The sequence below is a fragment of the Arthrobacter sp. Dra40 genome (assembly GCF_059091905.1).
The window spans coordinates 96841-123830 of sequence record NZ_JBNHHB010000006.1; the positions used below are offsets into that span (position 1 = coordinate 96841).

24 protein-coding genes and 1 pseudogene are annotated in these 26990 nt (G+C 62.8%); 14 read left to right on the forward strand and 11 right to left on the reverse strand.

Annotation, left to right across the window (positions count from 1 at the left end):
• Positions 1 to 35: 35 nt before the first annotated feature.
• Together AC5RWT_RS05055 and AC5RWT_RS05060 are read right to left on the reverse strand one after the other, a co-directional pair.
• Entirely contained in the window at positions 36 to 1190 is a 1155-nt protein-coding gene (locus tag AC5RWT_RS05055) for a serine hydrolase domain-containing protein (protein ID WP_494079408.1), read from the reverse strand.
• Between the two features lie 97 nt (positions 1191 to 1287).
• Positions 1288 to 2025, reverse strand: coding sequence for an SDR family NAD(P)-dependent oxidoreductase (locus AC5RWT_RS05060; RefSeq protein ID WP_494079409.1), 738 nt, complete (start codon positions 2023 to 2025; stop codon positions 1288 to 1290).
• A gap of 951 nt (positions 2026 to 2976) precedes the next feature.
• Between AC5RWT_RS05060 and AC5RWT_RS05065 the strand changes: the two genes are divergently transcribed.
• Positions 2977 to 3366, forward strand: a complete 390-nt coding sequence (locus AC5RWT_RS05065; protein ID WP_494079410.1) for a nuclear transport factor 2 family protein — start codon at positions 2977 to 2979, stop codon at positions 3364 to 3366.
• A gap of 1012 nt (positions 3367 to 4378) precedes the next feature.
• Here AC5RWT_RS05065 and AC5RWT_RS05070 read toward each other — a convergent pair.
• The 5 genes from AC5RWT_RS05070 to AC5RWT_RS05090 form a co-directional block, all read right to left on the reverse strand.
• Positions 4379 to 5122, reverse strand: a complete 744-nt coding sequence (locus tag AC5RWT_RS05070) for an SDR family oxidoreductase (protein ID WP_494079411.1) — start codon at positions 5120 to 5122, stop codon at positions 4379 to 4381.
• A 342-nt stretch (positions 5123 to 5464) separates the two neighbouring features.
• On the reverse strand, positions 5465 to 6892 hold the full coding sequence (locus AC5RWT_RS05075; RefSeq protein ID WP_494079412.1) for an aldehyde dehydrogenase family protein: 1428 nt from the start codon (positions 6890 to 6892) through the stop codon (positions 5465 to 5467).
• 55 nt (positions 6893 to 6947) lie between these two features.
• The gene (locus tag AC5RWT_RS05080; RefSeq protein WP_494079413.1) at positions 6948 to 8114 is read right to left on the reverse strand and encodes a sugar ABC transporter substrate-binding protein; all 1167 of its coding nucleotides are present in this window, start codon (positions 8112 to 8114) and stop codon (positions 6948 to 6950) included.
• A 117-nt stretch (positions 8115 to 8231) separates the two neighbouring features.
• On the reverse strand, positions 8232 to 9233 hold the full coding sequence (locus tag AC5RWT_RS05085; protein WP_494079414.1) for an ABC transporter permease: 1002 nt from the start codon (positions 9231 to 9233) through the stop codon (positions 8232 to 8234).
• 44 nt (positions 9234 to 9277) lie between these two features.
• Positions 9278 to 10864 carry a sugar ABC transporter ATP-binding protein gene (locus AC5RWT_RS05090; RefSeq protein WP_494079415.1) on the reverse strand — a complete coding sequence of 529 codons (1587 nt, stop codon included), beginning with the start codon at positions 10862 to 10864 and terminating at the stop codon, positions 9278 to 9280.
• 618 nt (positions 10865 to 11482) lie between these two features.
• Here AC5RWT_RS05090 and AC5RWT_RS05095 point away from each other — a divergent pair.
• The 13 genes and pseudogenes from AC5RWT_RS05095 to AC5RWT_RS05155 all read left to right on the forward strand — a co-directional run bounded on the left by AC5RWT_RS05095 (position 11483) and on the right by AC5RWT_RS05155 (position 24172).
• Entirely contained in the window at positions 11483 to 11665 is a 183-nt protein-coding gene (locus tag AC5RWT_RS05095) for a hypothetical protein (RefSeq protein ID WP_494079416.1), read from the forward strand.
• Positions 11666 to 11820: 155 nt separating this feature from the next.
• Positions 11821 to 13533 (forward strand): flavin-containing monooxygenase, encoded by a 1713-nt coding sequence (locus tag AC5RWT_RS05100; protein WP_494079417.1) that lies wholly within the window; start codon positions 11821 to 11823, stop codon positions 13531 to 13533.
• Positions 13534 to 13586: 53 nt separating this feature from the next.
• Entirely contained in the window at positions 13587 to 14294 is a 708-nt protein-coding gene (locus AC5RWT_RS05105; protein WP_494079418.1) for an acetoacetate decarboxylase family protein, read from the forward strand.
• An 89-nt stretch (positions 14295 to 14383) separates the two neighbouring features.
• Positions 14384 to 15304 carry a LysR family transcriptional regulator gene (locus AC5RWT_RS05110; RefSeq protein ID WP_494079419.1) on the forward strand — a complete coding sequence of 307 codons (921 nt, stop codon included), beginning with the start codon at positions 14384 to 14386 and terminating at the stop codon, positions 15302 to 15304.
• Between the two features lie 65 nt (positions 15305 to 15369).
• Positions 15370 to 16255: pseudogene (locus tag AC5RWT_RS05115) on the forward strand (IS5 family transposase).
• A 300-nt stretch (positions 16256 to 16555) separates the two neighbouring features.
• On the forward strand, positions 16556 to 17473 hold the full coding sequence (locus tag AC5RWT_RS05120; protein WP_494079420.1) for a CoA transferase subunit A: 918 nt from the start codon (positions 16556 to 16558) through the stop codon (positions 17471 to 17473).
• Complete coding sequence (locus AC5RWT_RS05125) at positions 17470 to 18285, forward strand: CoA-transferase subunit beta (RefSeq protein ID WP_494079421.1); 816 nt, start codon at positions 17470 to 17472, stop codon at positions 18283 to 18285. Before AC5RWT_RS05120 ends, AC5RWT_RS05125 begins: the two co-directional genes overlap by 4 nt.
• Positions 18282 to 19529, forward strand: a complete 1248-nt coding sequence (locus AC5RWT_RS05130) for a CoA transferase (RefSeq protein WP_494079422.1) — start codon at positions 18282 to 18284, stop codon at positions 19527 to 19529. Before AC5RWT_RS05125 ends, AC5RWT_RS05130 begins: the two co-directional genes overlap by 4 nt.
• A gap of 1 nt (position 19530) precedes the next feature.
• Entirely contained in the window at positions 19531 to 20385 is an 855-nt protein-coding gene (locus tag AC5RWT_RS05135; RefSeq protein ID WP_494079423.1) for an HpcH/HpaI aldolase/citrate lyase family protein, read from the forward strand.
• Positions 20386 to 20697: 312 nt separating this feature from the next.
• Entirely contained in the window at positions 20698 to 21438 is a 741-nt protein-coding gene (gene fabG / locus AC5RWT_RS05140) for a 3-oxoacyl-ACP reductase FabG (RefSeq protein ID WP_494079424.1), read from the forward strand.
• Between the two features lie 288 nt (positions 21439 to 21726).
• Positions 21727 to 22545 carry an FAS1-like dehydratase domain-containing protein gene (locus AC5RWT_RS05145; protein ID WP_494079455.1) on the forward strand — a complete coding sequence of 273 codons (819 nt, stop codon included), beginning with the start codon at positions 21727 to 21729 and terminating at the stop codon, positions 22543 to 22545.
• 21 nt (positions 22546 to 22566) lie between these two features.
• Positions 22567 to 23787, forward strand: coding sequence for an acetyl-CoA C-acetyltransferase (locus AC5RWT_RS05150; RefSeq protein ID WP_494079425.1), 1221 nt, complete (start codon positions 22567 to 22569; stop codon positions 23785 to 23787).
• Positions 23788 to 24046: 259 nt separating this feature from the next.
• Positions 24047 to 24172 (forward strand): hypothetical protein, encoded by a 126-nt coding sequence (locus tag AC5RWT_RS05155; protein ID WP_494079426.1) that lies wholly within the window; start codon positions 24047 to 24049, stop codon positions 24170 to 24172.
• Between the two features lie 64 nt (positions 24173 to 24236).
• On the opposite strand, the gene AC5RWT_RS05160 is transcribed toward AC5RWT_RS05155, so the two are convergent.
• From AC5RWT_RS05160 to AC5RWT_RS05175, 4 genes are all read right to left on the reverse strand, one after another.
• Positions 24237 to 24479 carry a hypothetical protein gene (locus AC5RWT_RS05160; RefSeq protein ID WP_494079427.1) on the reverse strand — a complete coding sequence of 81 codons (243 nt, stop codon included), beginning with the start codon at positions 24477 to 24479 and terminating at the stop codon, positions 24237 to 24239.
• Positions 24379 to 24732, reverse strand: a complete 354-nt coding sequence (locus tag AC5RWT_RS05165) for a transposase (RefSeq protein WP_494079456.1) — start codon at positions 24730 to 24732, stop codon at positions 24379 to 24381. The genes AC5RWT_RS05160 and AC5RWT_RS05165 overlap by 101 nt, the downstream gene beginning before the upstream one ends.
• Positions 24733 to 25000: 268 nt before the next feature.
• On the reverse strand, positions 25001 to 25747 hold the full coding sequence (locus tag AC5RWT_RS05170) for an SDR family NAD(P)-dependent oxidoreductase (RefSeq protein WP_494079428.1): 747 nt from the start codon (positions 25745 to 25747) through the stop codon (positions 25001 to 25003).
• A gap of 56 nt (positions 25748 to 25803) precedes the next feature.
• Positions 25804 to 26988: a thiolase family protein gene (locus tag AC5RWT_RS05175; RefSeq protein ID WP_494079457.1), complete on the reverse strand. Its 1185-nt coding sequence runs from the start codon at positions 26986 to 26988 to the stop codon at positions 25804 to 25806.
• Between the last annotated feature and the right edge of the window lie 2 nt (positions 26989 to 26990).

The following is a 26990-nucleotide window of genomic DNA, read 5'->3' on the forward strand; positions in this document are numbered from 1 at the left end:
CTTTCCGCTGTCGATGATCCCGGCAACCTGGAATGTCAGGCAGCCGCCCCTTGGAGGGAACGTTCTGCTGCTTCGAACAGCGCGACTCCTCGCTCGTCGCCAACGATGCTGTTCTGCATCCGATTCATCACGTAGGCGACAGTCATGCCGGAACCGAGATCGTTGGTGACGAAGGATCCGCCCCAGCCGCCCCAATAGTAGGTGGACTCATTCACTGGCAGCGGAAGGCCGCGGGAGCGTTTCGCGAACCCCAGGCCCCACGTGATGTGCACGCCGCACACCCTGTCCACATTGTCAGCCTGTGTCGCGAACACGGACTCACACGTCTTGCGGGACAAGAAGCGGCGCCCACCGATCTCTCCGCCGTTCGACAGTAGTCGCTGGACCATGGCGACTGAGCGAGCATTTCCGTGGCCGCCGCCAGAACTGACCTCCGCACGACGCCACCAGTCGGTGTTTGCGAACTCGGCGCCGACGTAGGGATTCGTCAAACCGCGCACCGCGATGCTGTTCGGGTCCTCGAATCCGGCATGGAGGTCGGTGCGAGGTGGGGGAGGAATGATTGGGCTGATTCGGCCGTGATCCGCGTCTGGGACCACGATGTGGAAGTCCGCGTCGAGCGGGTCGGCCAGCTCTTGGCGGAAGAAGTCAGGGAGGGTTTGCCCAGTCACGCGACGGATGAGCTCCCCGATGAGGAATCCGTGCGTGTGACCGTGATAACCCGAACCGTCGCCGGGTGTCCACCACGGAGCCTGCGCGGCGAGCAGGGAGGTCATCTTCTCGAAGTCGCTGAAATCTGTCGGGCGAAGCGGTGCATCCCAGCCCGCCAGACCGGACGTGTGACTCAGGACATGCCGCACCAGGATGCCGTCCTTACCCTCGGCAGCGAATTCTGGCCAGTAACGGACCACAGGTGCCTCTAGGTCCAGGTCGCCGCGGTCGACCAGCAACAGTGCTGAAACCAGCGCCATCGTCTTGGTTGTCGACCATGTGTTCGTTATCGTGTTTTGCTCCCACCGAGGTCCGTCCTCGGCTTCGGTGGCGAGTCCACCCCATAGGTCAACCACAATCTCACCTTCCACCGCCACGGCGACGGAAGCGCCGACATCCAGGCCCTTGTCGAAGTTGGCTTGGAAGGCCGCACGTACGGGCTCGAACCTCGGATCATTGGTGCCGTGAACTTCAACCATGGCTTCTGAGTCTCCTTCACATTTCCCAGACATTAAACGTCTGCCTTGCGCTGTTTCTTGCGCCGGAATGGGTAGTTTTAGGTGAGCAGGTCGGTTGTCACTGCGACAACCAGCCCCCGTCTACAACGAGATCGGCTCCCGTGGTGAAACCTGACTCCTCGCCAGCGAGGAAGGTGATGGCGTTCGCCACCTCTTCAGCGGTGGCGATACGACGCATGGGTGCGTTGTCCTTCATCCACTGGACCCGTGCCTCTTGGATCTTTGCAACGCGATCGAGCGAGGGCGTCTGGACGAAGCCCGGCTGTACCGTGTTGACCCGGATGTTCTCTGGTCCCCACAGGACAGCAGCATTCTTGGTCATGCTGAGCACAGCACCCTTCGCGGCGTGGTAGGCGAACATGTCGCCCCTGCCACCGCTCGAACCAAAGATAGAGGCCACGTTGACGATGGAGCCACCGCCCTGCTTTGCCATCTGTGCTCCGACAGCGCGCATGCCGAGCCATACCCCCATCTGGGTGATCCGGATGACACGGTTCCAGCCGTCGACGGTCTCATCAGCCACTGTCGCCAAGTTGCCGACTCCGGCGTTGTTGACGAGAATGTCGATGCGCCCCTCGGCTGCAATTACTTGGTCGACTACGTTCGCCCAGCTATGCTCGTCGCTGACATCGTGCGCCAGGAAGTGGTCCGCAGTGTCGAGGACTTCGGGGGGCGCGCCGGCAACAGCAACTTCGAGATCAGTCGAGAAGACGGTGTAACCAGCCTTGGACAGTCTGGCAGCGGTGGCTGCGCCGATCCCGCCGCAGCCACCTGTGACAATCGCAGTCTTCTTCATTCCGTGGTCCTCTCAACCCGCCCAGCAACGGCCGCAGGGTGCTATGCTCGGCTACGTCTGGCGCGCCGAGATCCAAGTCACACGATATTCGTATATCGAGCGCTAGGTCAAATCTACATCGAGACTCATTTCAAGTCCGCCCATAGTGGGGTTCGTGCTTCAGAGAAGCTGGGATCCGGGCGGTGGGTCCTGCGACGATGTGTATGTCAGACAGGGACGTTTCGTTGGTCACCGGGTCGAGGCCACCAGGAAGTACGCGTAGGCTTACCATCCTCGAAGAAGGAGAAGGGCCTGATTTTGGACACGGTCGTGTCCGTCACCAGCTGGAACCGGGACCACACACGCAGCAGTTGTGCCGCCTCGTGAACCAGCCACGGGCCCGGGCCGAGCCACGCATGGCCGCCCTTGCAGCTGGCGCCTCGGTGGTCGCTCGCTCCAGGGCGGTAGGCGGGGTTGTGTCGCGACAGGTGAATGACGTGGAGGCGATCCCGGTCGAAATGGCGTTCGCACTCTCCCGCGCCGTCCCGCAGAGTCTCAGTGGATCCAGGCTTAACGGCGAACCACCGACAAGCAGTTGCGCCAGGGCGTTCTCCATCGTCAGGACCACGACACCATCGTCGCCTTGAAGCAGCAGGCACCCGTCCACCGGCGCCGGTGGCGCACAGCCGCCGGGACTGCCCATAGCGCCCATCATGAAGGTCGGCTTGCGCCACGCGTGAGCGCCTCGGTGTGCGGACTGGCACAGACATCAACGGTCCTCCTCGATCACGACCGGCCTGTCAGTCCGCGTGTGCCTCACAAGACCCGATCGACCGGCACCTCATTGACAAACGCTTGACCTAGCGCTCGATCAAATTTATCCTGTCAGTGGGGCGTACCGCTCGCCTGACGCGTTGTCCCGCAATAGGTGCACTTCGTGTTCATAACCTGACAGCACTGGAAGGACGCGGCGTGGCCTCCACCTCGATGTCTCAGCTCATCACCTTGTACTCGCGGTACTGCGTGGGAATCGACTCGATGGACAGCGAACTGTTCACGACTTGCTTCACCGAGGACGCGGTGATCGAGAGCTCCTCCGGAACAGTACAAGGACGCGACGAGATTCGTGGTTGGATGCAACTGTCCCGCACCGGCCTGCTACACCAGTTCTCGAACATTGTCTTGATCGAGGAGTCAGGCCCGAACGCCGTCTGCCGAGCTGACTGGATGATCATCGATGCAGGCACGATCATCGCGGTTGGCGCGTATGCGGATGTCGTGCACACGGACGACGAGGGAGTCTCCCTCTTCCGCAAGCGTTCGATTCAGTACACCTGGCGCAAGAACCAGCAATCGACGTAGGTCAACCGGTTGAGACGATTGAGCCTTTAATAGGAGAACCGATCGAGATTAAACTCTTGGGTGTCGGCCACATTGGTGCGACCCTGACCGAAAGATTGAGTGCGGCAGGGCACGACCTCAAGGTCGCAAACTCCGGGCCCCCGAGACCGTCGGTGTCGCTCCCCTAACCTCCGGCGCACAGGCTGCCTGGACCGCAGATGCTGCTGTTTCTCATCATCGATACGTCAAACTACTACCCCACCCGGGACGGTAGGATCAAAGCAATTGATGACGGTCAGGTTGAGAGTCTCTGGGCTGCCGACAGCTTCGGCGACCACTGGTAAGCATGGAACACCATCGGTTGACTCATTGACGCGTTTAAATGCGCCGAAAGGGAGTCCAAATGGGATCGCCATCCCTGTAGCGGGGGATACCGACGAAGGCCGAACCATCGCCATGACACTCGTCGACGACACCGGATTCGATGCCTACGACGCGGGGCGCCTCACGCATTCGTGGCGGCAGCAGCCGGGCGCCCCTTGCTGCTGCACCAACCTCACTGTGACAGATATGGCGGGCGCGGGCGTCGGCCGCCGCGGAGGCAAGTCGGTCGCCGAAGCGGCGCGACCTGTTAGTTGAAGCAATCAAGGAGCGGGTCGGTGACGGCACCACCAATCCAGCCGCAGATTATCCGGTGCGACTCAACCGCGCGCTGTTCACGTGAGAGGGTACTCCTCTGGGCGTTTTGCTGCGGTTTGCCGTGGTGACCGGCGAGTATCTAATGCTGTTGTTGCCCTCTATGCTCACCCTTCTGCTGCATCTACCGGCCTCCGCCATACTGGCGTGACTCTCTCCCGCGGCTTGGACGTCTCCTGCACTCGATTCGCACCATACAGGAGTAGTACGGCCTTGGCCGGCCATATCGCATCTGCCGTTAGTGGGAAGCGGCCGGAGTTATCGAGGGTTCATCGTGAGGTCTCCGGTTGACTCACTAGAACCTGCGCGGCCCGGACTTACCCGCGGTGGAATCGATCTATAGGTCGCTGGGGGGAAACTCCCCCGCCAGCTGACCGCCATCGGCAATAAATTCGGCTCCGGTGGAGAAACTGGACTCGTCGCTTGCCAAGAAAAGGACCATATTTGCGAGCTCAGAAGGCTCGCCTAGCCGAGAAATTGGCACAGTGCTCTGATCGATCTCGTGTCCGTCAGTTAGCGGAGTACGAATATTGCCCGGATGCACTGAGTTCGATCGAATGTTGTACCGCCCCAGGTCCATGGCGATTGATTTTGTCAACCCGCGCATGCCAAACTTCGCGGCCGTGTATCCAGGGAAAGACCCCATCCCCATGAGACCGGCCGTCGAAGAGACGTTGATGATCGACCCATTCCCCGATTCTTTCAGCGCAGGGATCGCCGCCTTGATTCCGTAGAACGCGCCGGTGAGGTTGATGTTGATGACTGCGTGCCACTGCTCGGCAGTGTACTCGTCGATGGTCGCGTAATTCATGATGCCGGCGTTGTTCACCAAGATGTCGAGGCCGCCGAACTCGGACACAGCGAATGCAACCGCTGCGGCCCAGTCTTCTGGTTTCGTCACGTCGAGGTGGAGGAAGCGAACGTTCTCACCCAGGCTGGCCGCGGTGGCTTCGCCGTCGGTGTCGAGAATGTCGCCGATCACGACTCGCGCGCCTTCCTCCTCGAGTCTCCTCGCGAAGGCTGCGCCCATACCTCGGGCGCCTCCCGAAATCAGGGCGACCTTTCCACTGACACGTCCCATATCTTCTCAATCTCCATCTTGGTCCCCGTATTCGGGGATTGATTCGACATTTCAGATTTTTCTTGTATTGACCCCGCAACCGGAAGAACGCTCACACCGACGTGGCCGCCGGCATCGTTCATTCGAACCACGCGTCGCACTCTCGGTCTAGCATTGGCCCCATCGAATACGGAGCCATCATGACCACACGGGGTCGCACTCGCCGCCCGAGAACCACTTTCACCCATTCGTGCAGCCATCCGTGGCCTCTCAGCTTTCGCTGGACAGACGATTTGGGCCGACTGATCCCGTCGGCCGGCAGCTGATTCGCGAGGACCGAGGGAGCGACGCGTCTCTTGCGTGTCAGCTCTTGCGCACCGAGATCACGTTTGAGTTGGTATACGCGAGGATCCCGTCGATGCCGTTCTCGGCGCCGACCCCTGATTGACGATGGCCGCCGAACGGGTAGGCAGGATCAACCCGGTGAATTTCGTTAACCCACACGAGCCCGCTCTCGAGACGCTCGGCCACTCGAACGGCCTCCTCGACATCGGCGCCCCACACCGAGCCCCCGAGTCCGTATATCGAGTCGTTGGCGCGGCGGATGACGTCGTCAATCTCCATGTACCTGAGGAAGGGGACGATAGGTCCGAACGGCTCCTCGGTGACGATCGTTGCATCGTCGGGAGGATTGTCCACCACCGAGGGGCGGATGAAGTATCCGGGCCCCTCGGGAAGCTCGGGCTCCAGCAGGAACTGCAACCCGTCAGCACGGCAGCCGTTGATCACCTCAAGGACCTTCTCGTACTGCGGACGATTCTGGATCGGCCCCATGTCGACACCAGGCTCAAGCCCGTCACCGACGCGCACCTGTTGCGCAAACGCGACGAACTTGGCCGCGAACGAGTCGTAGATTTCATCGTGGATATAGAGGCGCTTTGCAGCGAGGCAGTACTGACCCGAGTTCGCGAAGCACGCGTGGAACAGCTTGGGAACGACCTCGTCGAGGTCCACGTCAGGCAGCACGATCGCAGCATCGTTCCCGCCCAGCTCAAGGGTCACCCGCGTCAAAGTCCTGGCCGCGGACTGCATGACACTCTTGCCTGTCGCAGTGGATCCAGTGAAGGCGATCTTCGCAATGTCAGGGTGACTCGTGAGGCGCTGGCCGAGATCGTCGCCTCCGGAAAGTACGCTCACGGTCCCGGCGGGAACCACATCTGCGATGAGCTCACCGATGCGCAACGCCGTGAGAGGCGTAAATGGTGACGGCTTGACGACCACGGAGTTTCCAGCGAGCAGCGCGGGTGCGACTTTCCACATGGCCAGGCTCACCGGGAAGTTCCAGGGCACGATCGCCGCGACCACTCCAAGAGGCACTCGTCGCGTGATCATCGTGTGAGTGTCGGTCTCGTCGGTCTGCGTCCACGGCACGTCGAGCCCGGCCAGCACCTCGCACCACCAGGCCGCGCGGGAGATCTCGGCGTGGGCCGCAGCCAAGGGCTTGCCTTGTTCCGTCGTCAGTAGCGTTGCCAGCTCGTCGACGTGGTCCAAAAGGGTCTTGCCGAGGAGCCGCACGACATCTCGGCGACGCTCTACTTCTGCTCCGCGCCAGACGAGGTAGGCATCATGCGCCGCCTTCACTGCCTCATCCAGCTGGGAGTCGGTCGCGTCGGGCACGTGGGCGATCACGGCCCCCGTCGCGGGATTAATAACATCGAGCAATGCCCCCTCACCGGCGACAAGTCGTCCGCCGATCAGCATAGGCATCACTAAAGTTGACGGGGCGTCCATCACAGCTTCCTTCCACATGGTTCGAGAACTTTACTTAACGAGCTTGTTGATGAAGTTAGTTTGTGCCCCACAGGGCGCGGTACTGATCTTCATAGTCCTTGGTGCCGGTCCAGCTCTCCACGTCGCCGATGGTCGTCTCGTCAAAGGTCTGGAAGGGTGAAGCTGCGTAATCCTTGAGATCGAACTCCATGCCCAGGTCGATCCGAGCCAACATGTCTACAGCCATCCAAGAGACTTCGCCCAAACCGTTGATGGTGCCGATGGTGTACTCGCCGTCCCGCAGGCCGTCGAGCTGATCCTCCGTGATGTTCGGCACCGCGATCTGCACATCCGTCATTCCTGCTGCATCGAGGGCCTGGCGCAGACCGGTGGCTGCGGGTGAGAGGGCAGTGACCACATACTTGATGTCCGAGTGCTTCCGCAGCTCGCCGACCACGAGATCCGCCAGGCCGCCGGCTCCCATCTGCGAGAAGGAGACTCCCAACTGCTGGACCGTGCAGTTGCTGCATTTCTCGTTCAGGTGCTCGACGGCCAGCTCGGTGCTCACCCTAACGATCTCGGCCTCGGGAAGACCGACCACAAGAGTGCTGGCGGACCCCTCACTGTCAGCAATCACCCAGTCGATCGGCGGCAGCAGGGTCGCCAACGCACCCTCAGCCGTGCCCAGCATGCCGTGGACTCCGTTCGTGGCAGCATCCGCCTCGCCAGTCCCGGAGTAGACGACGACCGGCACTCCCGCGGCCTTCGCCACATCGAGTCCTGGCTTAATGGCAGGGATATCCCCCAAGACCACGACGATATAGTCGGCGCCCGCTTGGACGGCCTGCCTGATGCCGTTGACCGACCCCTGAGGATCGCTCGACTCGAACCCGATCTCCCTGGGGGTCCAGGCCAGCGCCTGCACGGCTTCGCTGAAGGGCTCGACGAGCCCGATGGTCGTCGGGTTGGCGGGATACACCAGGTAAGCCACCTTCCCTGCCTCGGGTGTGGCGGTCAGGGACTCAGTGAGCACGATCTCAGTGACAGGACTCAGCAGAGGTTCGAGGCGCCCGGCCGCGGCCTTCGCCGCCTCGGCGTCCTTCGTGTTGCCGCTCGAGTCCGACGATTCCGTCGACCCTGCGTCCGTCGATCCTGCGCCACATGCGGCGACGAACATCAGGGAGGCAAGGCACGCGAGCACACCCAGCCGACAGGAACGGAGACGCTTTCGTATACCTGACATAGTCATACCCTTCATATCGACAAATTTGATGCCCGCTTGGGCGATGTGCGCAGAACGCGGCCGTCCGGCGATAGAACGGTCAATCAGTGAACGGGACAGCGTTCTCACAATCGCGAGTCACGATCGAGACGCTTGCTGCGTGACGCCGTCCGTGGCTGGTTCCCCATCTGCCTCGGCCGAGGGAGCGCCCTGCCGGTCTTGCGCGCGTTTGATCTGTCGAGCACCGAAGATGACTGCGAGGACGAGCGCGACGCCGTTGAACATCGGCGTAATCCAGAACCCACCTGATTGCAACGTAAGTTGCAGGCCCTGTGCGCCGATGGCCAACGTCAGGATCGCCAGAATTGTGCCCCAGACGTTTGGTCTGCGGTTGAACTGAGTGGCACCCAGGAAGATCGCGGCGAACGCGGGGAAGATCAGAGCCATCCCGATGGTGTTGGCGAATGTGCCAACTTGCGCGGCGTACACGATGCCGGCGAGTCCTGCGATGAAGCCCGACGCAACGAACGACCCCAAGACCATGGCATCGGTTCGTACGCCTGACAGTCGTGCCGCTTCGCGATTCATGCCGGTCGCGAACAGGTGCCGGCCCAGCTTCGTCCTCTCCAGCAAGTACCACAGGATGACTGCGATACCCAGGGCGCAGTATAGAGGCGCGGGTACCCCCAGCCATCGGGCCTGTCCGAAGTTGGAGAAGCCTTCACTGAAGTCGCCGCGCAGCTGCTGGTTGTCGGAAATTCGGAGCGCGATGGCTGCAAGCACCTGACTCATCGCAAGCGTTGCGATGAAGGAACTGACCTTCAACTTGACGACCAGGATGCCGTTGACCAGTCCCGCCAGTGTGCAGACGACGACGGCCACGATGCAGATGGCGAGCAGACTGCGCTCGGGGTGCAGAGCGCTCTGCCAGGTGACGATGGCAAGGCCCAGCGCCATGTTGACGCCGACGGTGATGTCGAACTCTCCCACGACCAACGGCAGGAGCGCCGCCAGGGCGAGCATCGTCCCGATGGCCTGGCTGGAAGCCACCGCCTGAAAGGTCAGCATCGAGAGGAATAGATCGGGACTGAGGATCCCGAAGGTGACGATGATTGCCGCCAGGAGGTAGAGCACGCTCACGCGCCGGGGGCTCAAGGCTTGCAGTAACATGGACTTCCTCATTTTCATGCGGACCTATCCCATCCGGACGAGTTTCGCTTGCCGATCGTCGGCACTGACAATTGTTCTTCCTCAAGGCGTTCCCTACTGATGGCCCCACCTTCGAGCACCGTGCCAATCCCGCCCTTCCGCATCACCATCACGCGGTGCGCCAGATTGGCCAGCTCAACCTCGTCGGACGTACACAGGACCACCGCGACGCCATCCGCTGCAGCCTTCTCGATCAACTCATGAATCGCCAACTTGGCACCGAGATCCACCCCTTGAGTAGGTTCGTCCAGGACCAGAAGGGTGGGGTTCATCCGCAGCAGCCGCCCCAGGACCACCTTCTGCTGGTTTCCGCCAGAGAGCTCGCTAACCTTCTTCTCGATATCAGCAGGACGCACGTCCAGAGCTTCAACCCATCGGCCTGCCTCGGCACGCTCAAGACGGCGCTGCAGTCGTTTGAACCGGCTCACTGAGTCGAGGTCCGAGATGAGGATGTTTTCTCGAATGGTGGCTTCCAGGAAGAGACCATCTCGTCGCCGCTCGGAAGGGAGATATTGCACTCCCGCACTGATCGCGGCGCGCGCCTTCCCGGGCGCGATTGTCCTCCCGTTGACCTCGACCGCGCCGAGTCTGTCAATCTGACCGGCCAGCGCCGGCGCCACTTCTTCTCGGCCCGACCCGGTCAGCCCGGCAAACCCCAAGATCTCACCCCGGCGCACCGTGAAGTCGATCCCGCGTATGCTCCCCGTCCGCAGACCAGTAACTGCAAGCGTCACCGACGCGTCCGACATTCGCGATCGTGCGGACTCGTGACCGTCAGTTATTCCTGCGACGAGATTGCGGCCGAGCATGAGGCGTGCGAGTTCCGCGCTCTCAAGGCCAGCGACATCACAGGTCGCCACATTGCGACCGTCGCGGAGGATCGTGACGCGGTCGGCGATATTCAGAATCTCGTCGAAGTGGTGGGAGATGAAGAGGATCGACCTGCCTCGGGCCGCCAGCCTTCTCAGTGCGCCGAACATGATCTCGGCATCCGCGTTAGGCAATGATGCAGTCGGCTCGTCGAGGATGAGGAGGTGAGGACTGCCGCCGTCGCCGGAGATCGCTCGGACTATCGCTACCGCCGTTCGCTCGGCGGCGGTGAGGCTGGCGACCGTGCGACTCGGATCGATGTCATACCCGAAGTTGCTCAGCGCCTCGCCCGTGACCTTTCTTTCGGCAGTCCTGGATAGGCTCCGCGCCCAGCCGCCCTTTGCCGAGTCGAGGTGGAAATTGTCGGCCACTGTCAGATCCTCGATCAGCCCCAGATCTTGGTGGACGAAGCGCAGCCCGGCTTGACCAGCATTAATCGCCGACCCAAGCGTGAACGGCTGGCCGCCAACCGAGGCGCTACCCGCATCGGGAGCGTGATAGCCCCCAAGGATCTTGACGATCGTCGACTTCCCGCTTCCGTTCTGACCCACCAGCGCATGGATCTCACCGGACCGGACCTCAAGGTCCACATCGATCAGAGCCCGGTTAGCACCGAATGTCTTGCTGACCCCGCGAACCTCGAGGGCTGGGGCGAGGGCGGCGGGCGTACTGGTCGCCTTCACGGATGTCACGCCCCCTCCCAAGGGTTCAATCCCGCAACACATGTCCTGGCTACGGCTCCCACCCATGCCACGCGGTCAGTGTTATGGGAAGACCTGGCTACCGATGGTTCGCGCGCTAAGCCTGGGGGGCACGGGGGCCGGTTGGCAGAGTCGTGAGACATGGTTCCCCTGTCAGTCGCTGTGTCGTCGTTGATTTTGCGCGGCGCCTACTGCCTCGTCGCTGTGTGGCACCAGACACACACACTAGGGCTTATCGAGCGCTAGGTCAACGCCTCGACAAGACTCATTTGAAGTCCCCACGTAGCGGAGGTCGTGCCTCAGGTAAAAGTCTTCGCGAAACGAGAAACTGGGATCTTCCGGTGTGGGTCCGGCGACGATGGGTATGTCGGACAGGGGCGTTTCGTTGGCCACCCGGGTTGAGGTCACCAGGAAGTGCGCGCAGGCCTACCATCAGGCCTCGAAGAAGGAGGAGGGCCTGATCCTGGACATGGTCGTGTCCGTCACCGGTTGGAACCGGGACCACGCACGCCAGCAGTTGTGCCGCCGCGTAAACCAGCCACCGGGCCGGGCCCCGGGCGACCGTGCCGGTCCATCAGGGGCAGGGCCTGCGGCCAGTACCTGGCCGCGATGATGGCCGACCTGATCGAGGCGTTGGAGGCCCATGGTGAGCTGCTGCCAGGTCAGGACCGGAATTCTGCAGAAGTGCGCACCGAGTTGCTGGCGATGAGCCGGGCCACGATCGACTGGCACCTGGCACCTGGCACCTGGCCCCGACCCGGACCCGCAACCGGCTGCGAAATAGACTATTGACTTAGCGCTCGATAACCACCTAGGCTACTGCCGCCGGCTTAAACTGGCAGGCCTTGACTGCGGTGCACTCAACGAGAAGCGGACGCGGGAGGCTGGATCGAGGAAGTCACGGACCGACGCGATCGGCAATTACGGAAGCAGAAGGGACGTACTCAATGTCAAACGTAGATCAATTGAAAACCCCGCCAAAGGTGCTGGACGCGGTCGTCGTGGGCGCTGGAATCACGGGCATCCACCAACTCTACTGGCTCACCAAGCTGGGCCTTGCCGTCGAGATGTACGAAGAGGCACCGGGCGTGGGCGGCGTGTGGTTTTGGAACCGGTACCCAGGCGCACGATTCGACTCGGAAAGCTACTCCTACGGCTACTTCTTCGACGAGCAGTTATTAAAAGACTGGGACTGGCCGGAGATGTTCGCCGCACAGCCCGACATTGAGAATTACATGAACCATGTAATCGATAGGTTCGACCTGCGCAAACTGATCAACTTCAGCTCGCGAGTCGTCAGCGCCGTGTTCGATGAAGACCAAGCGGTGTGGGTGGTCACCATGAGCACCGGCAAGATAGTCCACACGAAGTACCTCGTAGCGGCGACCGGAAATCTTTCGACGCCGTTCATTCCCGACATCCCGAACCGCGGGTTATTCCGGGGCGAGGTCTACCACACCGGCAGGTGGCCGCAGACTCCCGTGGACTTCAAGGGCAAGAAGGTCGCTGTGGTGGGCACGGGCTCCAGCGGAGTCCAGATCGTACCTCTCCTGACTGACGACGTCGAGTCGCTGACCGTCTTCCAGCGCACCGCGAACTGGTCGACGCCGCTCAACAACCGGCCGATCTCCACTGAGGAGATGGCCGAGATAAAGGCGAGCTATTCAGAGATCTACGCGAAGATGATGAAGGATGGCATGGGCCTTCCCCACGATCCTGACCCGAGGACCGCCTTCGAGGTCAGTGAGGAAGAGCGCCTCAAGAAGTACGAGGAACTGTGGAACTCGCCGGGCCTTCGCAAGGTCTCGGACAACTTCAAGGGCACTGAGATTGACCCGCGGGCCAATGCTCTCTGGACCGCCTTTATCAGTGAGAAGGTCAGGTCCATCGTCCACGATCCGGCGGTGGCAGATCTCCTTCTACCGAAGGATCACGGATATGGCGGCAAGCGGCCGCCCTACGAGGATGGTTTCTACGAGGCGTTCAACCTCGACCACGTAAGCCTGCACGACCTGCGCGCTGACCCGATCATCACCTACACCGAGAAGGGAGTGCAGACAGGGTCTGGCGATCTCCTTGAGTTCGACATCATCGTCTTCGCCACCGGATTCGACGCGGGTACGGGGTCGCCACTCGGGATGAACATCCGCGGGCGCAACGGGGTCTCTTTGGCTGACGCGTGGAGCGAGATGCCGCGCACGTTGCTCGGCATGCTCGTGCCAGGGTTCCCCAACCTGCTGATGCCCGGAAGCGTCCACGTGGTCTCGGGGAACGTGCCGCCTTCCACAGAGGCGCAGGTCCGGTGGATCAACGATTTGCTCTCCTACGCCGAGGAGCAGGGCGCCCGGTACTTCGAGGCGACCGAGGAGGCGGCGGACGCGTGGACCGATCACATCAACACGGCCGCGAGTGAGGGAGATCATCGCGCTACGATCTCATCGGAAAATGCTTGGTACCTGGGATCCAACATTCCTGGGAAGCCCCGTCACTTCCTGCTATACCCGGGGCCGGCTCCTGAGTACAGGCGGAAGGCCCGCGAAATTGCAGAGGATGGTTATCGCGGGATCATCTTCGATGATCTGGCGCCGGACTTGGAAAGTGTTGACGAGGCTCCTGACGCTGCGCGTGCAGATCTGGGGCAGATGAGCCTTCGAACCTGACGTGGGTTCGTCCCGGGGTAGGCGACTGTCTGAGTGAAGGAGCGAGTTACGAAGTGGAAAAGCACAAGCAAATTGGACGGGCCTACCACGATCTACCGTGGCACTATGACAAGGGCGAAGAGGTCTTCGTCGTGTTTCGGACCGATCACGACGTGCTTGCGTCACTGCTGCCTCCGATGATGGAGATGCCGGACGGGCCTGCGCTGGCAACGGTATATGCCGTGCACCACGCACGAAGCACGTTCGGTCCGTACACGGGCGTCTACCTCGGGATGATCGCTCAATATCGTGGAGAGCCCGTGTTGCACCGGCTGACTGGAATGAAGACGACCTTCTCCGGTACGGCAGCAGGGCGTGAGATGTGGGGACACCCTCTTCAGACCGGTGATGCAAGCATGGAGTGGTCTGGCGATGTCCTGAACATCGTGGCAGGTCGACACGGCCGGGACTTCGTCCGGCTCTCGTTCAGCATGGAGCGACGAATCGACCCCCCAGTGAAGCCCTTCACAGCTTCGACGTCAATCGCCCGTCGGCCGCCGTGGGAGGAAGCGACGAAGCCGAACGTTCTGCTGGGGGGACGCGGTGAGCCCGCAGATCCGGGAGCCATGACGTTCTGGAGCGGAGACGCCGTGCTTGAGCTGGTTGGCGGTGATCCGGGTGACGACTGGTCGATTCTCCCGGTCTTCGAGGTCGTGGAGTCCACGTACAACATTGGTGGCCAGGCTGCGCTGACCGGGGCGTACATCCTCGAGGAGTTCTAGTGGTGCGTACGTAGATTGTCCCAAATGAACCATACTCGCCTGCGATGCAATCACTTTAGATTGTTGCAGTTCTGCGCAATAATCGAGCGATGGAACTGCATCATCTCGAGGCCTTTCTCGCTGTCGCGGACGAGCTGCATTTCGGCAGAGCCGCTGATCGTCTCCACATGGCTCAGCCGCCCTTGAGCCGGATGATCAAGCAGCTTGAGCGTGAGCTTGGGTCGACCTTGTTCGACCGCACGACTCGGAGCGTGCGGTTGACCACTGCAGGGGATGCACTCGTACGCCCGGCGACGGACGTGCTCGAAGGTGTTCGAGCCGCGCGACGTGCGGTGCGGTCGGCAGGGCGGGGTGAGACGGGGCTGGTCCGGGTCGGTTTCGCTGGTCCCTCATCACAGCCGTTGGTAGCGAGGCTTGGGCGGTTGGTCCGAGAGCTCCACCCGGGCATCGAGCTCTCCTTGCGCAATACGACGTATCATCATGAAGGGATACGCTCGCTTTTGGGCGGCGACCTGGACCTCGTGTTCTCTCGCTGGCAGACACGCCCGGAAGGGGTGAACGACCGGCTGATCGCCGTGGAGCACTACGTGGCTGTGGTGCCGGTGTCGCACCGCCTCGCCGGGCGCAAGCGGGTGTCGATAGTAGACTTCGAGGGCGAGCCATTTGTAGTGCTCCCTGCGAATCCGGGCTCGAGCGCCCGGGAGGCGATGATGCAGATGGTCAAGGCCGCCGGCTACTCACCGCAGATTGTGCAAACAGGCCCCGACACCCACACAGTTCTCGCGATGGTGGCAGCCGGAGTGGGGGTCACCATCACCCATGACACTGCGGTCGCCGGCGTCGTTCAAACAGACATATCGGTGATCGCGTTGAAAGAGGGAGATCGGGCGACCTACCAGCGGCTCGTCTGGCGCGAAGGTGACCAGAATCCCGCTTTGATGGCCGTGCTGCGCGCCTCCGAAGAGGCTCTACCCACACCTTGGGTGCCGCACGGAAAGAGCAACGACTAGGGGGTGTCTCCCGGTGAGGCTCGCGGCACTCTGGTCGGGTCACGTCGAAAGAGTCGCGGTATCAGGTGCTCACGGATGAGCAGTGGGAGCCGATCGAGCCGCTACTGCCCTCGAATCAGGACCGGCGGGCCATCCCTTTCTGCGATCACCGCCGGGTGGTCGAGGGCGTCGCCTATCCGGTGCCGGACCGGGATCCCGTGGCGGGACCTGCCCCCGGAGCAGTTCGGGCCCTGGCAGACGGCTTGGAAGCGGCACCGCCGCTACGCCGCGGACGGCACCTGGGACCGGGTCCTGACCCGGGTGCTGGCCGAGGCCGACGCGGCCGGACAGATCGACTGGTCCGTCTCGGTCGATGCGACGATCCCCCGTGCCCACCAGCACGCTGCGAACACCACCCGCCCCGACCAGGACACAGGGGGCCGGGTCGAATTACAAGAAACTGCCGCTGACCGGGGTTGAGCCGCCCCGTCACGGCATCGGCCGCTCCCGCGGCGGGCTGACCACCAAGATCCACCAGGTGGTCGACGGGCGGGACCGACCGCTGGCCGCGGTCGTCACCGGCGGCCGCGCACGACTGGGCGATGCTCGCTCAGGTGCTGGCCGGGATCTCCGTTCCGCCCGGGGGGTGGGCGGGCCCGTTCCCGCCCGGAGGCGGTGGCCGCCGACCGGGCCTACGCCACGGCGTGATCCTCGCCGAACTACGCCGCCGCCGGATCCGGGCTGTGATCCCAGAGAAGCGCGATCAGATCGCCACCCGCCAAGGCAGCGGGAGCCGCGGCGGCCGCCCGCCACGCCTGAACAAAGGGGCCTACCGGGGGCGCAACGTGGTCGAACGCTTCCTTCGCCCCGGCCAAACAGTGGCGAGGACTGGCCACCCGCTACGACAAGCTCGCCATCACCTACCGCGCCGCCGTCACGCTATGTGCCATCCTCACCTGGCTACGCGCATAAGGGAGACACGCCCTAGCAGCGATTCCGCGTGGCCGGGGGCATTCGACTGCTGTGGGGCGACGGCCGCCGGACAGGCAGAGCGCAGCTGCGTTGGTGTTTGCAGTCGGCGAACCGAGCGTCAGCGAACCTGGTCGTTGGGCCGGTCCCTGACCGTACCTTAGATGAATACCCGCCTAAACGGGGCGCATTTATGCTGATTCGTGCAACAATCCCTGCCTGAAGAAGTATTGGATTATCCAGCGCGCTGAACCCATGATGAAGACTTAGGATCAACACCTCGTACACCCCAGGAGCCGACATATGAGCACGTCGATGGCCGCGTCTACCAAGGTCGTAGACCTCTCGACGGCCGTTGCCACGTACATCCAGGACGGAATGACCCTGGCGCTCGAGGGGATGGGCCACCTGATCCCCTTCGCTGCCGCTCACGAGATCATCCGGCAAGGTCGTCGTGATCTCACTGTCTGCCGTATGACACCGGATCTGGTGTACGAGCAGCTGATAGCAGCTGGGTGCGTTCGACGACTCGTGGCTTCGTTCTTTGCGAGTGGATCGGCCGGGTCACTTCACGAGATTCGCCGACGAATTGAGTCGGAAGATCCAGCGCCGCTCGATGTGGAGGAGTACAGCCACTACGGCATGGTGTGCCGTTATCAAGCGGGGGCAGCCAACCTTCCATTCTTCCCGCTGAAGTCGTATGCCGGCAGCGACCTACCAAAGCTGACTCCGCAGATCCGCAAGGTCGCAGACCCGTACGGCGGACCGGACGTCTATGTCGTTCCCGCATTGAAGCCCGACGTTACGATCATCCACGCGCAGCGCGCCGACCGGGCAGGAAATGTGCAGATGTGGGGCATCGTGGGTGCGAATCAAGAAGCAGCATTCGCAGCTAAGCGGGTGATCGTGACGGTTGAGGAAATCGTAGAGGACGACATCATCCGGGCGACGCCCAATCTCACGCTGCTGCCGGCCCATGCCGTGGATGCCGTCGTCAAGGTGCCTGGCGGGGCCCATCCTTCGTACGCGCAAGGTCACTACCGTCGCGACAACGCCTTCTACCGGGAGTGGACACCCATCAGCAAGGATCGCGAGGCGTTGAGCAAATGGCTCATCGACTTTGTGCACGAGGTCCCCGACCGGGCAGCTTACCTCGCCAAGATCGGAGACCCGCGGTGGTCGGATCTGGCTTTCCACGACTCTGAGAGGAGCTCCTCATGACAGGGCAAGGCACGTTGGCGAGGACCCCGGCAAGTGCCTATGCCGATGTCTCGACGTCAAGCACGGAGTTTTTGGCAACCGTGGCCGCCAGGCAACTCGTCGGGAAGCGGCGCGTGTTTGCCGGCGTAGGGCTGCCGACCCTGGCGATCGACCTCGCGATGCGAACCGTCAATCCGGATGTCGAACAGGTCTACGAATCCGGAGTCTGTGGCGCCCACCCCACGGCACTTGCCGAAGGGATCGCCGATTCCGTCCTGGTCACGGGCGCTGAATCGGTAGTGAGCATGTCTGTCCTCTTTGGTTCCGTGCTCCAGGGCGGCAACGTCGACGTGGGGTTTCTGGGAGCAGCCCAGGTAGACCGCTGGGGCAGCCTCAACACCAGCTTCATCGGAGACTGGCGGAGGCCGTCGGTTCGGCTTCCCGGGTCGGGTGGTGCGGCCGACATCGTGCCGAATGCCGGCGAATGCATCGTGGTGCTTCGTCGCCACGATCCGAGTGCGTTTCCGGAGGTGCTCGACTTCTGCACTTCGCCGAGTCCGGTGCGGGCACGAGAGGAGGATCCGCGCATGGTGCCGCCCGGCTTCGGCGTCTCCACGGTCATTACGCCGCTGGCGGTGCTTCGTCGGGTGGACAAGTTTGGCGAGCTCGAAGTGAGCGAAATCCATCCTGGAGTGTCTCTCCAAGAGGTCAAGTCATCGACGGGCTGGGACATAGCAGTTGCGCCCGACGTGCGCGAAACCGAGCGGCCGACGGTCGAGGATGTGCGACTGCTGCGCGATGAGATCGACACCGTGCGGCTGTACCTGCGATGAACTTCAGGAACCCGAGCAGCGGCCCCTTGGCTGGGTTACGCGTGATAGAGGTATCAAGCTTCGTGGCTTCGCCCTTGTGCGGGTTGACGCTCCAGCAGCTCGGCGCCGACGTGATTCGGGTCGAACCGCTGGGCGGGGGTCCGGACCGCTCGCGGTGGCCGGTCACCCAGGACGGCGTCAGCCTCTACTGGAATGGGCTTAATCCGGGGAAGCAGGCGATCGAGATCGATTTCGGCTCGGTGGAGGGACGGAGTCTCGTCGCAGATCTCGCGGCTGACGCAGGCATCCTCCTCATCAACACCGAGCGCTGGCCCGAACTGACACATGCGGCGCTGTCGCAGAGGCGCCCCGACATGATCTCAGTGCTGCTGACGGGTACCACGGACGGCGGGACGGCTGTCGACTACACGGTCCAAGCAGCGACCGGGTTCTCACTGGTTACCGGTCCGGCCGAGCATGGCAGTCCCATCAACAACCCGCTTCCGGCGTGGGACCTCGCAGCCGGACTCTACCTCGCCATCGGACTCATGGCGGCAGAACGGCGACGGTCACACTCCGGCATGGGTAGTGAGGTGCGTGTCGCACTCGAGGACGTGGGGCTGTCCGCAGCCGGGCACCTCGGCTATCTCGCCGATGCGATGCTCAATCCTGGTGCTGGGCGGCGCGCAGACGGCAACTATATCTACGGCGGGTTCGGGAGGGATTTCACGTCCAAGGACGGCGCGCGGTTCATGCTGGTGACGTTGACTTCCCGGCAGTGGTCGGATCTTCGAAAGGTCATGGGCCTCGGCGCTGTCTTCGATGGATTGGGGGAGGCTCTGAAGGCTGACTTCTGGGACGAGGGTGACCGGTTTCGTCACCGTGAAGTGCTCGCAGGCCTCGTCTCCGAGTGGTTCGGCCGGCACACCGCCAGCGAAGTGAAGAGCACCTTGGCGTCGACCCGGATCCTATGGTCGGCGTACAAGTCATTCGACGAGATGGTGGCGGATGATGGTGCGATGCTGCGAAGCCATCCGATGTTCGCCACGGTCGAGCAACCGGGGATCGGCGCGGTCGTCGCTCCTGGCTCGCCGGTTTCCATCGACCGGGAACGTGGTGCGCCGGCCCCTGCTCCGCGAGTCGGCGAGCACACGCGCGAGGTGCTGCGCGAATATCTCGACCTCGATTCAGCCAGGATCGACGATTTGTTCGAGCGCGGAGTCGTGTCTACCACCGTTGTTCCCGCCGCCCCGAGGACCACCTAACATGACGACGGCAGCCCATGCCCAAACATTTCTGTTCGTGCCCGGCGATCGTCCCGACCGCTTTTCCAAAGGAGCAGCCGCCGGTGCAGACGTCGTGGTCTTGGACCTCGAGGATGCGGTAGCGACACGCGACAAGGAGCAAGCGCGCCGACACGTCGTCCGCTGGCTGTCCTCGACCAACGGTTCGTCCGCCGTCCGCATCAACGCCCTTGGAACTCCTTGGCACGAGGCGGACGTCGCTGCACTCATAGACTTACCAGTCATCCTCATGGTGCCCAAGAGTGAGGACCCAGAACGCATTGGGGCCATCGCTGCGCGCCGGCCCAGCACCGAAGTTGTTGCGTTGATCGAGACCGCTCGTGGCGTCCTACAAGCCGCTCAGATTGCAGAAGTGCCGGGCGTCGAGCGACTAGCTCTGGGAACGTTCGACCTAGCGGCGGAACTTGGCGTCGACCCCGAAGACGAGAGCGCCATGGCTGCCGCGCGCGCAGGGTTGGTCCTTGCGTCTGCGGCAGCCAAGCTCAATGGTCCGGTGGATGGCGTCACCGGTGATGTTCGGGACACGAACAAACTGATCGCCGACGTGCGACGGGCGGCAGCCCTCGGCTTCACCGGGAAGTTATGTGTCCATCCTGCACAGGTGATGCCCGCAGCAACCGTCTTCGCGCCTACCGAGCAGGAGCTGGCCTGGGCGCGACGGATCATGGAGGCCACCGCGACCGCCGCTGTAGGAGTGTTGTTGGTCGACGGTCAGATGGTAGATCGACCGGTGGTCGATCGCGCCGCCCGAATACTCGCAGCGCGTGTCCCGGTCACTCAACCGGGCACGTCGAATCCAGCCGGAGGTGGCCAATGACGTGGCTCAACACTCGCAAGACCTGGGGCTCGGTCACCCGAGCCGAGCGACGGGGTGATCGTAGCGCCCAAGATCTGAACCTTGCCTTTGCGCAGCATCGAGAGTCTTGGGGCGGGCATATTTGAAAGCGGGCTCTGGATGCGATCCGCGTGCATGGCGGTTACGGATCTCACGCGAGTATGACGTTAAGCGTCATTACTGCGGCGCAACGCCCGACTTCGGCGAAGGCTCGTGAGATCCAGCGGAATTCGATCACTGCACGGACGGTGGTTCGGTACACGAAAGACGTACGGCGAGAAGGGAAACTACCTGATGGACCTGCTGGAAGGTAAGACAGCCGTCATCACCGGCGGCGCTCAAGGAATCGGGCTGGCGATAGCCGAGTCCTTCATGAACGCAGGCGCCCGCGTGGTGCTTGCTGATTTGGACGGACACGCTGCTGAAGAGGCCGCATCCAAGCTCGGCGGATCGGAGCGCGCCGCGGGTATCTCGTGCGATGTGGTCGATGCCTCCCGTATCGACGCCGCGCTGGACTTCGCGGTGACCACGTTCGGCTCGCTCGACATCGTGGTCAACAATGCCGGGATCACGCGGGACGCCACGATGCGCACCATGACTGAGGAGCAGTTCGACCAAGTGATCGCCGTACACCTCAAGGGGTGCTGGAACGGTACCCGGTCGGCTGCTGCGCGGATGAGGGAAGCAGGATCCGGGTCCATCATCAACATCTCCTCGATATCCGGCAAGGTCGGCATGGTCGGTCAAACGAACTACTCGGCAGCTAAGGCAGGAATCATCGGCCTCTCGAAGGCTGCTGCCAAAGAGGTGGCCCACCACGGTGTCCGTGTCAACGTGCTTCAGCCGGGTCTGATTCGCTCTCCAATGACCGAGGCAATGCCTCGGAGTGCATGGGACCAGAAGATGGCCGAAATCCCGATGGGACGTGCGGGAGACCCAGCGGAGGTGGCCTCCGTCGCCCTGTTCTACGCATCGGACCTGTCGTCTTACATGACAGGTACGGTCGCAGAGATTTCGGGCGGCCGATTCATGTAACAGCCTAAGACGACGGATCGTTTGAAACCCAAACTATGCATTGGCAGTGATGTGTTATGAGGACCCAGTGATAGTCAGAAGTCGTATTGGTTTCGGGCGTAGGTCCCGACGCATGGTCGGGACCATGCGTGCCCTAATCCCCAATCCCGCCGACATAGTTGTGCTCGATGCACGACTGCTCGGTGCGGGTATCGTCGGTGTATCGAAGGATCGGTACCAGTGAGCCCTGACTCGACCTTGGGAGCGGACGCGGGCTGGAAGCCTCGTACAGCGCGGACCGAGGAACTCGTGGACCCTGGCCGGGTCCGCGCCTTTGCATCCCTGCTCGATTCCGGTGCGCCGATCCCCCGCGCAGGCGATGAGCTCCCACCGCTTTGGCACTGGGTCGCACTGCCGTCGTGGCCGCGTTCGTCCGAGCTCGATACGGACGGGCATCCTCGTCGTGGCGGACTGCTCCCGTTGATGCAGGGATCTCGGCGCATGTTCGCGGGTGGCTCAGTCACAATCACCCGTCCAGTCCGCGTGGGCGAAGTGCTGACGCACGAGGCGACCGTCGACTCCATCTCCGCCAAGCGCGGTCGTAACGGGGACTTCACGCTGGTGCGCGTCAGCCACATCTTCCGGGGTGCCGACAACAGCATCTGTCTCGAGGAGAAGCAGAACCTCGTATTCATCGAACCTGGGTCACGCACTCCTCAGCACCGCGGTTCCGTGCCTGACACGGTTACCGCGCCCGTGGGGCCGCCGCTGCGCAGAACCGCTCACGGATGGGGTGTCGTCACTGATCCCACCCTGCTCATGCGATTCAGCGCAGTGACGGCAAATCCACACCGCATTCACTACGACTGGCCTTACGCGACCGGGACTGAAGGCTATCCCGGACTCGTCGTGCACGGTCCGTTCTCCACACTGCTGCTGGCCGAAGCGCTGCGCCTCGAGGGCCCCGGCACGACGCCACGCCAGCTGCAGCACCGGAACATGAGCCCGCTGTTCTGTGGGGAAGAAGCCCACATCTCACTCACCACCACTGCTGATCACCGAGACGCAGTCTTGCGGCGAGAGGGCGTTGACCTAGTCACGCTCTCAACCCAAACCGCCTCGGCTTGATCTCATCTGAAAGGAACTACCATGCAAAACGTCCCAGACGTTGTCATCTGCGAGCCCGTTCGTACGCCCATCGGACGCTACGGCGGCATGTTCAAGGACGTGACCGCCCCCGAACTCGGCGTCGCGGCACTCCAAGGGCTAATCGATCGCACCGGTATCGACCCCGCCGAAATCAACGACGTCATCCTCGGGCACGCCAATGCGAACAGTGAAGCGCCAGCCATTGGGCGGATCGTCGCACTTGATGCGGGACTTCCGTTCAGCGTGGCGGGTCAACACGTCGATCGTCGCTGCGGATCGGGTCTGCAAGCCGTCATCAACGCCATCATGCAGGTCCAGACTGGTGCCAACAGCGTGGTAGTGGCGGGCGGAACGGAAAGCATGAGCAACGCATCGTTCTACTCCACTGACATGCGCTGGGGGGGAGCGCGCACGGGCGTGACCATGCACGACGGGCTCGTTCGTGCTCGCGAAACTGCCGGTGGCCGCCTGTACCCGATGTCGGACGGGGTCCTGGAGACCGCCGAAAACCTGCGGCGGGAGTACTCCATCACCCGGGAGGAGCAGGACCGACTGGCGGTGAGCTCACACGAGCGCGCCGTCGCCGCCCAGCGTTCCGGAGTCTTGTCCGAGGAGATCATTCCGGTCACGGTGCGCACCCGTAAGGGTGAGGTGGTTATCGACACGGACGAGCACCCACGGGCTGGCACGACGGTGGAGTCGCTCGCCACGTTGAAGCCGATCCTGTTCGACAAGGACCCCGAATCGACCGTGACCGCGGGCAACGCTTCAGGACAGAACGATGCGGCATCGATGTGCTTGGTGACCACGATGGAGCGCGCTGAAAAGCTCGGTCTCCGCCCGCTGGTGCGCATGGTCAGCTGGGCTGTCGCAGGCGTCCCGCCCCATGTGATGGGCATCGGGCCGGTGCCGGCGACCCAAGCGGCTCTCGACCGGATGGGACTCGGACTCGCCGACATGGACGTGATCGAGCTGAATGAAGCCTTCGCGTCTCAGGCACTCGCCGTTATGCGGGAGTGGAACTTCACCGATGAAGATCAGGAGCGCACCAACCCGCACGGTTCGGGGATCTCGTTGGGTCACCCGGTCGGCGCTACAGGCGTCAGGATGCTCGGTACGCTGGCGCGCGAGCTGCACCGCCGCGAGGGTCGGTACGGGCTGGAGACCATGTGCATCGGCGGCGGCCAGGGACTGGCCGCGATCTTTGAGCGGATCGCTTAGGTGCAGTCCTTGGGCACGTTGTGAACAAGTGACCTAGGGCGTGGCTCCAAGCGTTCTGAGCCGGGTGTTAGTGGCACGCAGGGCCGCGCCACTACCCGTCCAAGCCGCGGGAGATAGTTGCGCCAGCATGGCGGAGGCCGGTAGATGCAGAGCAGAAGGGTGAGCATAGAGGGCTTCAACAGCATTAGATGGCCCGTTACTGCTTGAACACGTTGAAGGAGCACTCTACAACGTTGCTCCGCTTGTAGGCCTCGGCGTCGTGACCGACGGGCCGGCCGCCCTAGGTTCCGCGGCAGGCACGGTTGGTGGCCTGGTCGGCCCGTCCGTGATCACCGCCTGCACGCCGCGCCGGCGCAGCAGCGCCCGGATGGCCTTCGATGAGTAGGGCTTGTCGGCCAGGGCTCGCACCGGCGTGGTCCGGGGACGTCCCCTCCCGGTGCGTGGGACTTTCAGGGCGGCCAACACGTGCTCGAACATCGGGCGTCCCCGCCCTGGCCGGGACCGAGCAGCATCACCAGCGGGCGCATGTTCCCGTCACGCAGGTGGTGGATCTTCGTGCTCAGCCAGCCGCGGGACCGGCCGATGGCATGGTCAGGCGGCTCCTGGAACAGTTTCCTGTAGTTCGCTAGGTCCCCTGTGTTGCGCGGAAGGTTCGGGGCGTGCTGGTTGGCTCGGTTGATCGTGGAGTCCACTGAGATTTCCCAGTCGATCAGGCCCTGGTTGTCGGCCCGGCCCAGCGGCGCGGTCAGGATCGCATCCCAGGTCCCATCCTGGCTGAAACCGGCGGTGGCGTTTCCAAGCGGTCTGCCAGGGCCCGAAACACGCCGGTAGGCCCCGCCAGGCGATCCCGGCCGGGTACCGGTAGATGATGCCTTCCACCACCATCCGGTGATCCCGGAAGGGCCGGGCGGCTCCAGGCACCTTCGACATCAGCGGCTCGATCAGCGCCCACTGCTAATCGGTCAGGGATTCAGCGCGTGTCACTCGTCCAGCATGGAGACACGCCCTAGCGCCTACCCCTGGAGGCGAGGAGGCAAAGCGAGAATCGGCTGCACGCTCCGCGGCGTGTTCAAGGTCCGCCTCGCCGGGAGCCTCTGTCGACACTCCAACACCACCATGAGGTGCAAATAGGAGGTGCCACAAGTCGCGAACCGCTAACAGAGTTTGCTCAGTCGCTCGTCCAGAAATCAGATAGTCCCGTCGCCTCGTTGAGTCAGAGCACCGTGTATCCACCGTCGACTAGGTAATGGCCGCCCGTGATGAACGAGGCATCGTCGGAGAGGAGGAAGCGAATGAGCTTTGCGACTTCCGTTGCCGTGCCGAAGCGTCCGAGAGGATGCTTGCTGGCCAGATGTTCGCGTGCCGACGGCGTCGCGGCCGCAAGCAATGGAGTATCGATGTATCCGGGCCCCACCGCGTTGACGCGTAGGCCCGCGGAACCATACTCAGCGGCCGCGTTCTTGGTAAGGCCGACCACCGCGTGCTTCGTGGCCACATACGCTGGTTTGCCGGGGTTTGCGACGGCCCCATGCACCGAGGAGAGGTTGACGATCGCCCCCGCTCCTGCTGCGACAATCGCGGGAATCTGATAGCGCATGCCGTAGGCGACGCCGTTAAGGTTAACCTCCACGACCCTGTCCCAGTCATCCAGGTCCATCTCGCCCGTCGATGCGGTTCTGCTGCCGACACCTGCGTTGTTCACCGCATAGTTCAGTGTGCCGTATGCCTCGAGGGCAAAGTCGACAACCTTCCTACTGTCGTCAGCCACTGCAGTGTTGCCCTGGACCGCTTTCGCTTCACCGCCGACGGCCCGGATACCCTCGACCACACTTTGCGCAGCATCAAAGTCGATGTCGGCGACGACCACATTTACTCCGAGTAGTCCGAGCTCATTCGATGTCTCCTTACCGATGCCGGAACCACCACCGGTGACAATCGCTACCTTGCCTTCAAATGCCATTCGACACTCCTTCTCGATGGTTCAGCGGACGGACCGCAGCATATTCTCCAGTTACGTCATCCGTGCGAGAGACGCTCCAGGATGGTGACGTTGGCGAGGCCACCGGCCTCACATACGGCCTGCAGGCCGAAACGACCGCCGGTGTCCTCAAGGTGATGCAGCATCGTCGTCAGAATCCGGGTACCCGAGGCGCCGAGCGGATGTCCCAGCGCGATCGCCCCACCACGCGGATTGAGCTTGTCGGGATCGGCATCGAACTCAGCGGCCCACGCCAGGGGAACCGACGCGAATGCTTCATTGACTTCATACGTATCGAAGTCACTGATCCGCATACCCGTGCGCTCGAGAACATGCCTCGTCGCTTCGATAGGTCCAGTCAGCATGATCTCCGGATCGGAGCCCCGCACGGCGAAGGCGTGGAAGCGGGCGCGCGCCCGTAGCCCAAGACTCTCAGCGCGCTCTGCCGACATAATCAGGACCGCGGAAGCACCGTCAGTCAGCGGAGACGCGTTCCCTGCCGTGACACTCCAATCGATCTCTGGATAACGCGCAGAGAAATCTACGCTCTGGAACGCTGGTGAGAGCCCGGCGAGTCCATCGACCGTGGTCGATGCCCGTACCGTTTCGTCGCGGACATGGACCTCTCCGTCCGAGACCTCCACAGGAACAATCTCACGAGCGAACTGACACTTCACCGTCGCATGAGCAGCTCGCTCGTGAGAGCGGGCCGCGAACGCGTCCAGGTCACTCCGGCTGAAACCCCATCGCGAAGCAATGAGCTCGGCGCCAATTCCCTGAGGGGGCAGGCTGGTGAACCTCGATGCCAGCGGCCCATGCGGATCGCCGCCCTGCGTGTTCGAATACATCGGGATCCGGCTCATCGACTCGACGCCACACGCGATGGCTACGTCATAGGCACCAGCCATGACGCCCTGAGCAGCGAAGTGCGCGGCTTGCTGACTGGACCCACACTGTCGATCCACCGTCGTGCCGGGCACGTGTATCGGAAGGCCGGCGGCAAGCGCGGCACTACGAGCGATGTTTAGGGACTGGTCACCGATCTGGCTCACGCACCCAGCAATGACGTCATCGATGGTCGATGCGTCGATTCCAGTTCGCTCAACGAGTGCGGAGATGACGGTCGCCAGCATGTCGACGGGATGCACACCAGATAGCGCCCCACCTTGTTTTCCCTTGCCCGATGCGGTTCTCACCGCGTCTACGATGACCGCATCGCGCATGT

What these genes read in the sequence shown, in the direction of transcription:
- AC5RWT_RS05055 (WP_494079408.1), bottom strand. Translation starts at nt 1,190, where the DNA reads ATGGTTGAAGTTCACGGCACCAATGATCCGAGGTTCGAGCCCGTACGT.
- AC5RWT_RS05060 (WP_494079409.1), bottom strand. Translation starts at nt 2,025, where the DNA reads ATGAAGAAGACTGCGATTGTCACAGGTGGCTGCGGCGGGATCGGCGCA.
- AC5RWT_RS05070 (WP_494079411.1), bottom strand. Translation starts at nt 5,122, where the DNA reads ATGGGACGTGTCAGTGGAAAGGTCGCCCTGATTTCGGGAGGCGCCCGA.
- AC5RWT_RS05075 (WP_494079412.1), bottom strand. Translation starts at nt 6,892, where the DNA reads ATGGACGCCCCGTCAACTTTAGTGATGCCTATGCTGATCGGCGGACGA.
- AC5RWT_RS05080 (WP_494079413.1), bottom strand. Translation starts at nt 8,114, where the DNA reads ATGTCAGGTATACGAAAGCGTCTCCGTTCCTGTCGGCTGGGTGTGCTC.
- AC5RWT_RS05095 (WP_494079416.1), top strand. Translation starts at nt 11,483, where the DNA reads ATGATGGCCGACCTGATCGAGGCGTTGGAGGCCCATGGTGAGCTGCTG.
- AC5RWT_RS05100 (WP_494079417.1), top strand. Translation starts at nt 11,821, where the DNA reads ATGTCAAACGTAGATCAATTGAAAACCCCGCCAAAGGTGCTGGACGCG.
- AC5RWT_RS05110 (WP_494079419.1), top strand. Translation starts at nt 14,384, where the DNA reads ATGGAACTGCATCATCTCGAGGCCTTTCTCGCTGTCGCGGACGAGCTG.
- AC5RWT_RS05120 (WP_494079420.1), top strand. Translation starts at nt 16,556, where the DNA reads ATGAGCACGTCGATGGCCGCGTCTACCAAGGTCGTAGACCTCTCGACG.
- AC5RWT_RS05125 (WP_494079421.1), top strand. Translation starts at nt 17,470, where the DNA reads ATGACAGGGCAAGGCACGTTGGCGAGGACCCCGGCAAGTGCCTATGCC.
- AC5RWT_RS05130 (WP_494079422.1), top strand. Translation starts at nt 18,282, where the DNA reads ATGAACTTCAGGAACCCGAGCAGCGGCCCCTTGGCTGGGTTACGCGTG.
- AC5RWT_RS05135 (WP_494079423.1), top strand. Translation starts at nt 19,531, where the DNA reads ATGACGACGGCAGCCCATGCCCAAACATTTCTGTTCGTGCCCGGCGAT.
- fabG (WP_494079424.1), top strand. Translation starts at nt 20,698, where the DNA reads ATGGACCTGCTGGAAGGTAAGACAGCCGTCATCACCGGCGGCGCTCAA.
- AC5RWT_RS05150 (WP_494079425.1), top strand. Translation starts at nt 22,567, where the DNA reads ATGCAAAACGTCCCAGACGTTGTCATCTGCGAGCCCGTTCGTACGCCC.
- AC5RWT_RS05170 (WP_494079428.1), bottom strand. Translation starts at nt 25,747, where the DNA reads ATGGCATTTGAAGGCAAGGTAGCGATTGTCACCGGTGGTGGTTCCGGC.
- AC5RWT_RS05175 (WP_494079457.1), bottom strand. Translation starts at nt 26,988, where the DNA reads ATGCGCGATGCGGTCATCGTAGACGCGGTGAGAACCGCATCGGGCAAG.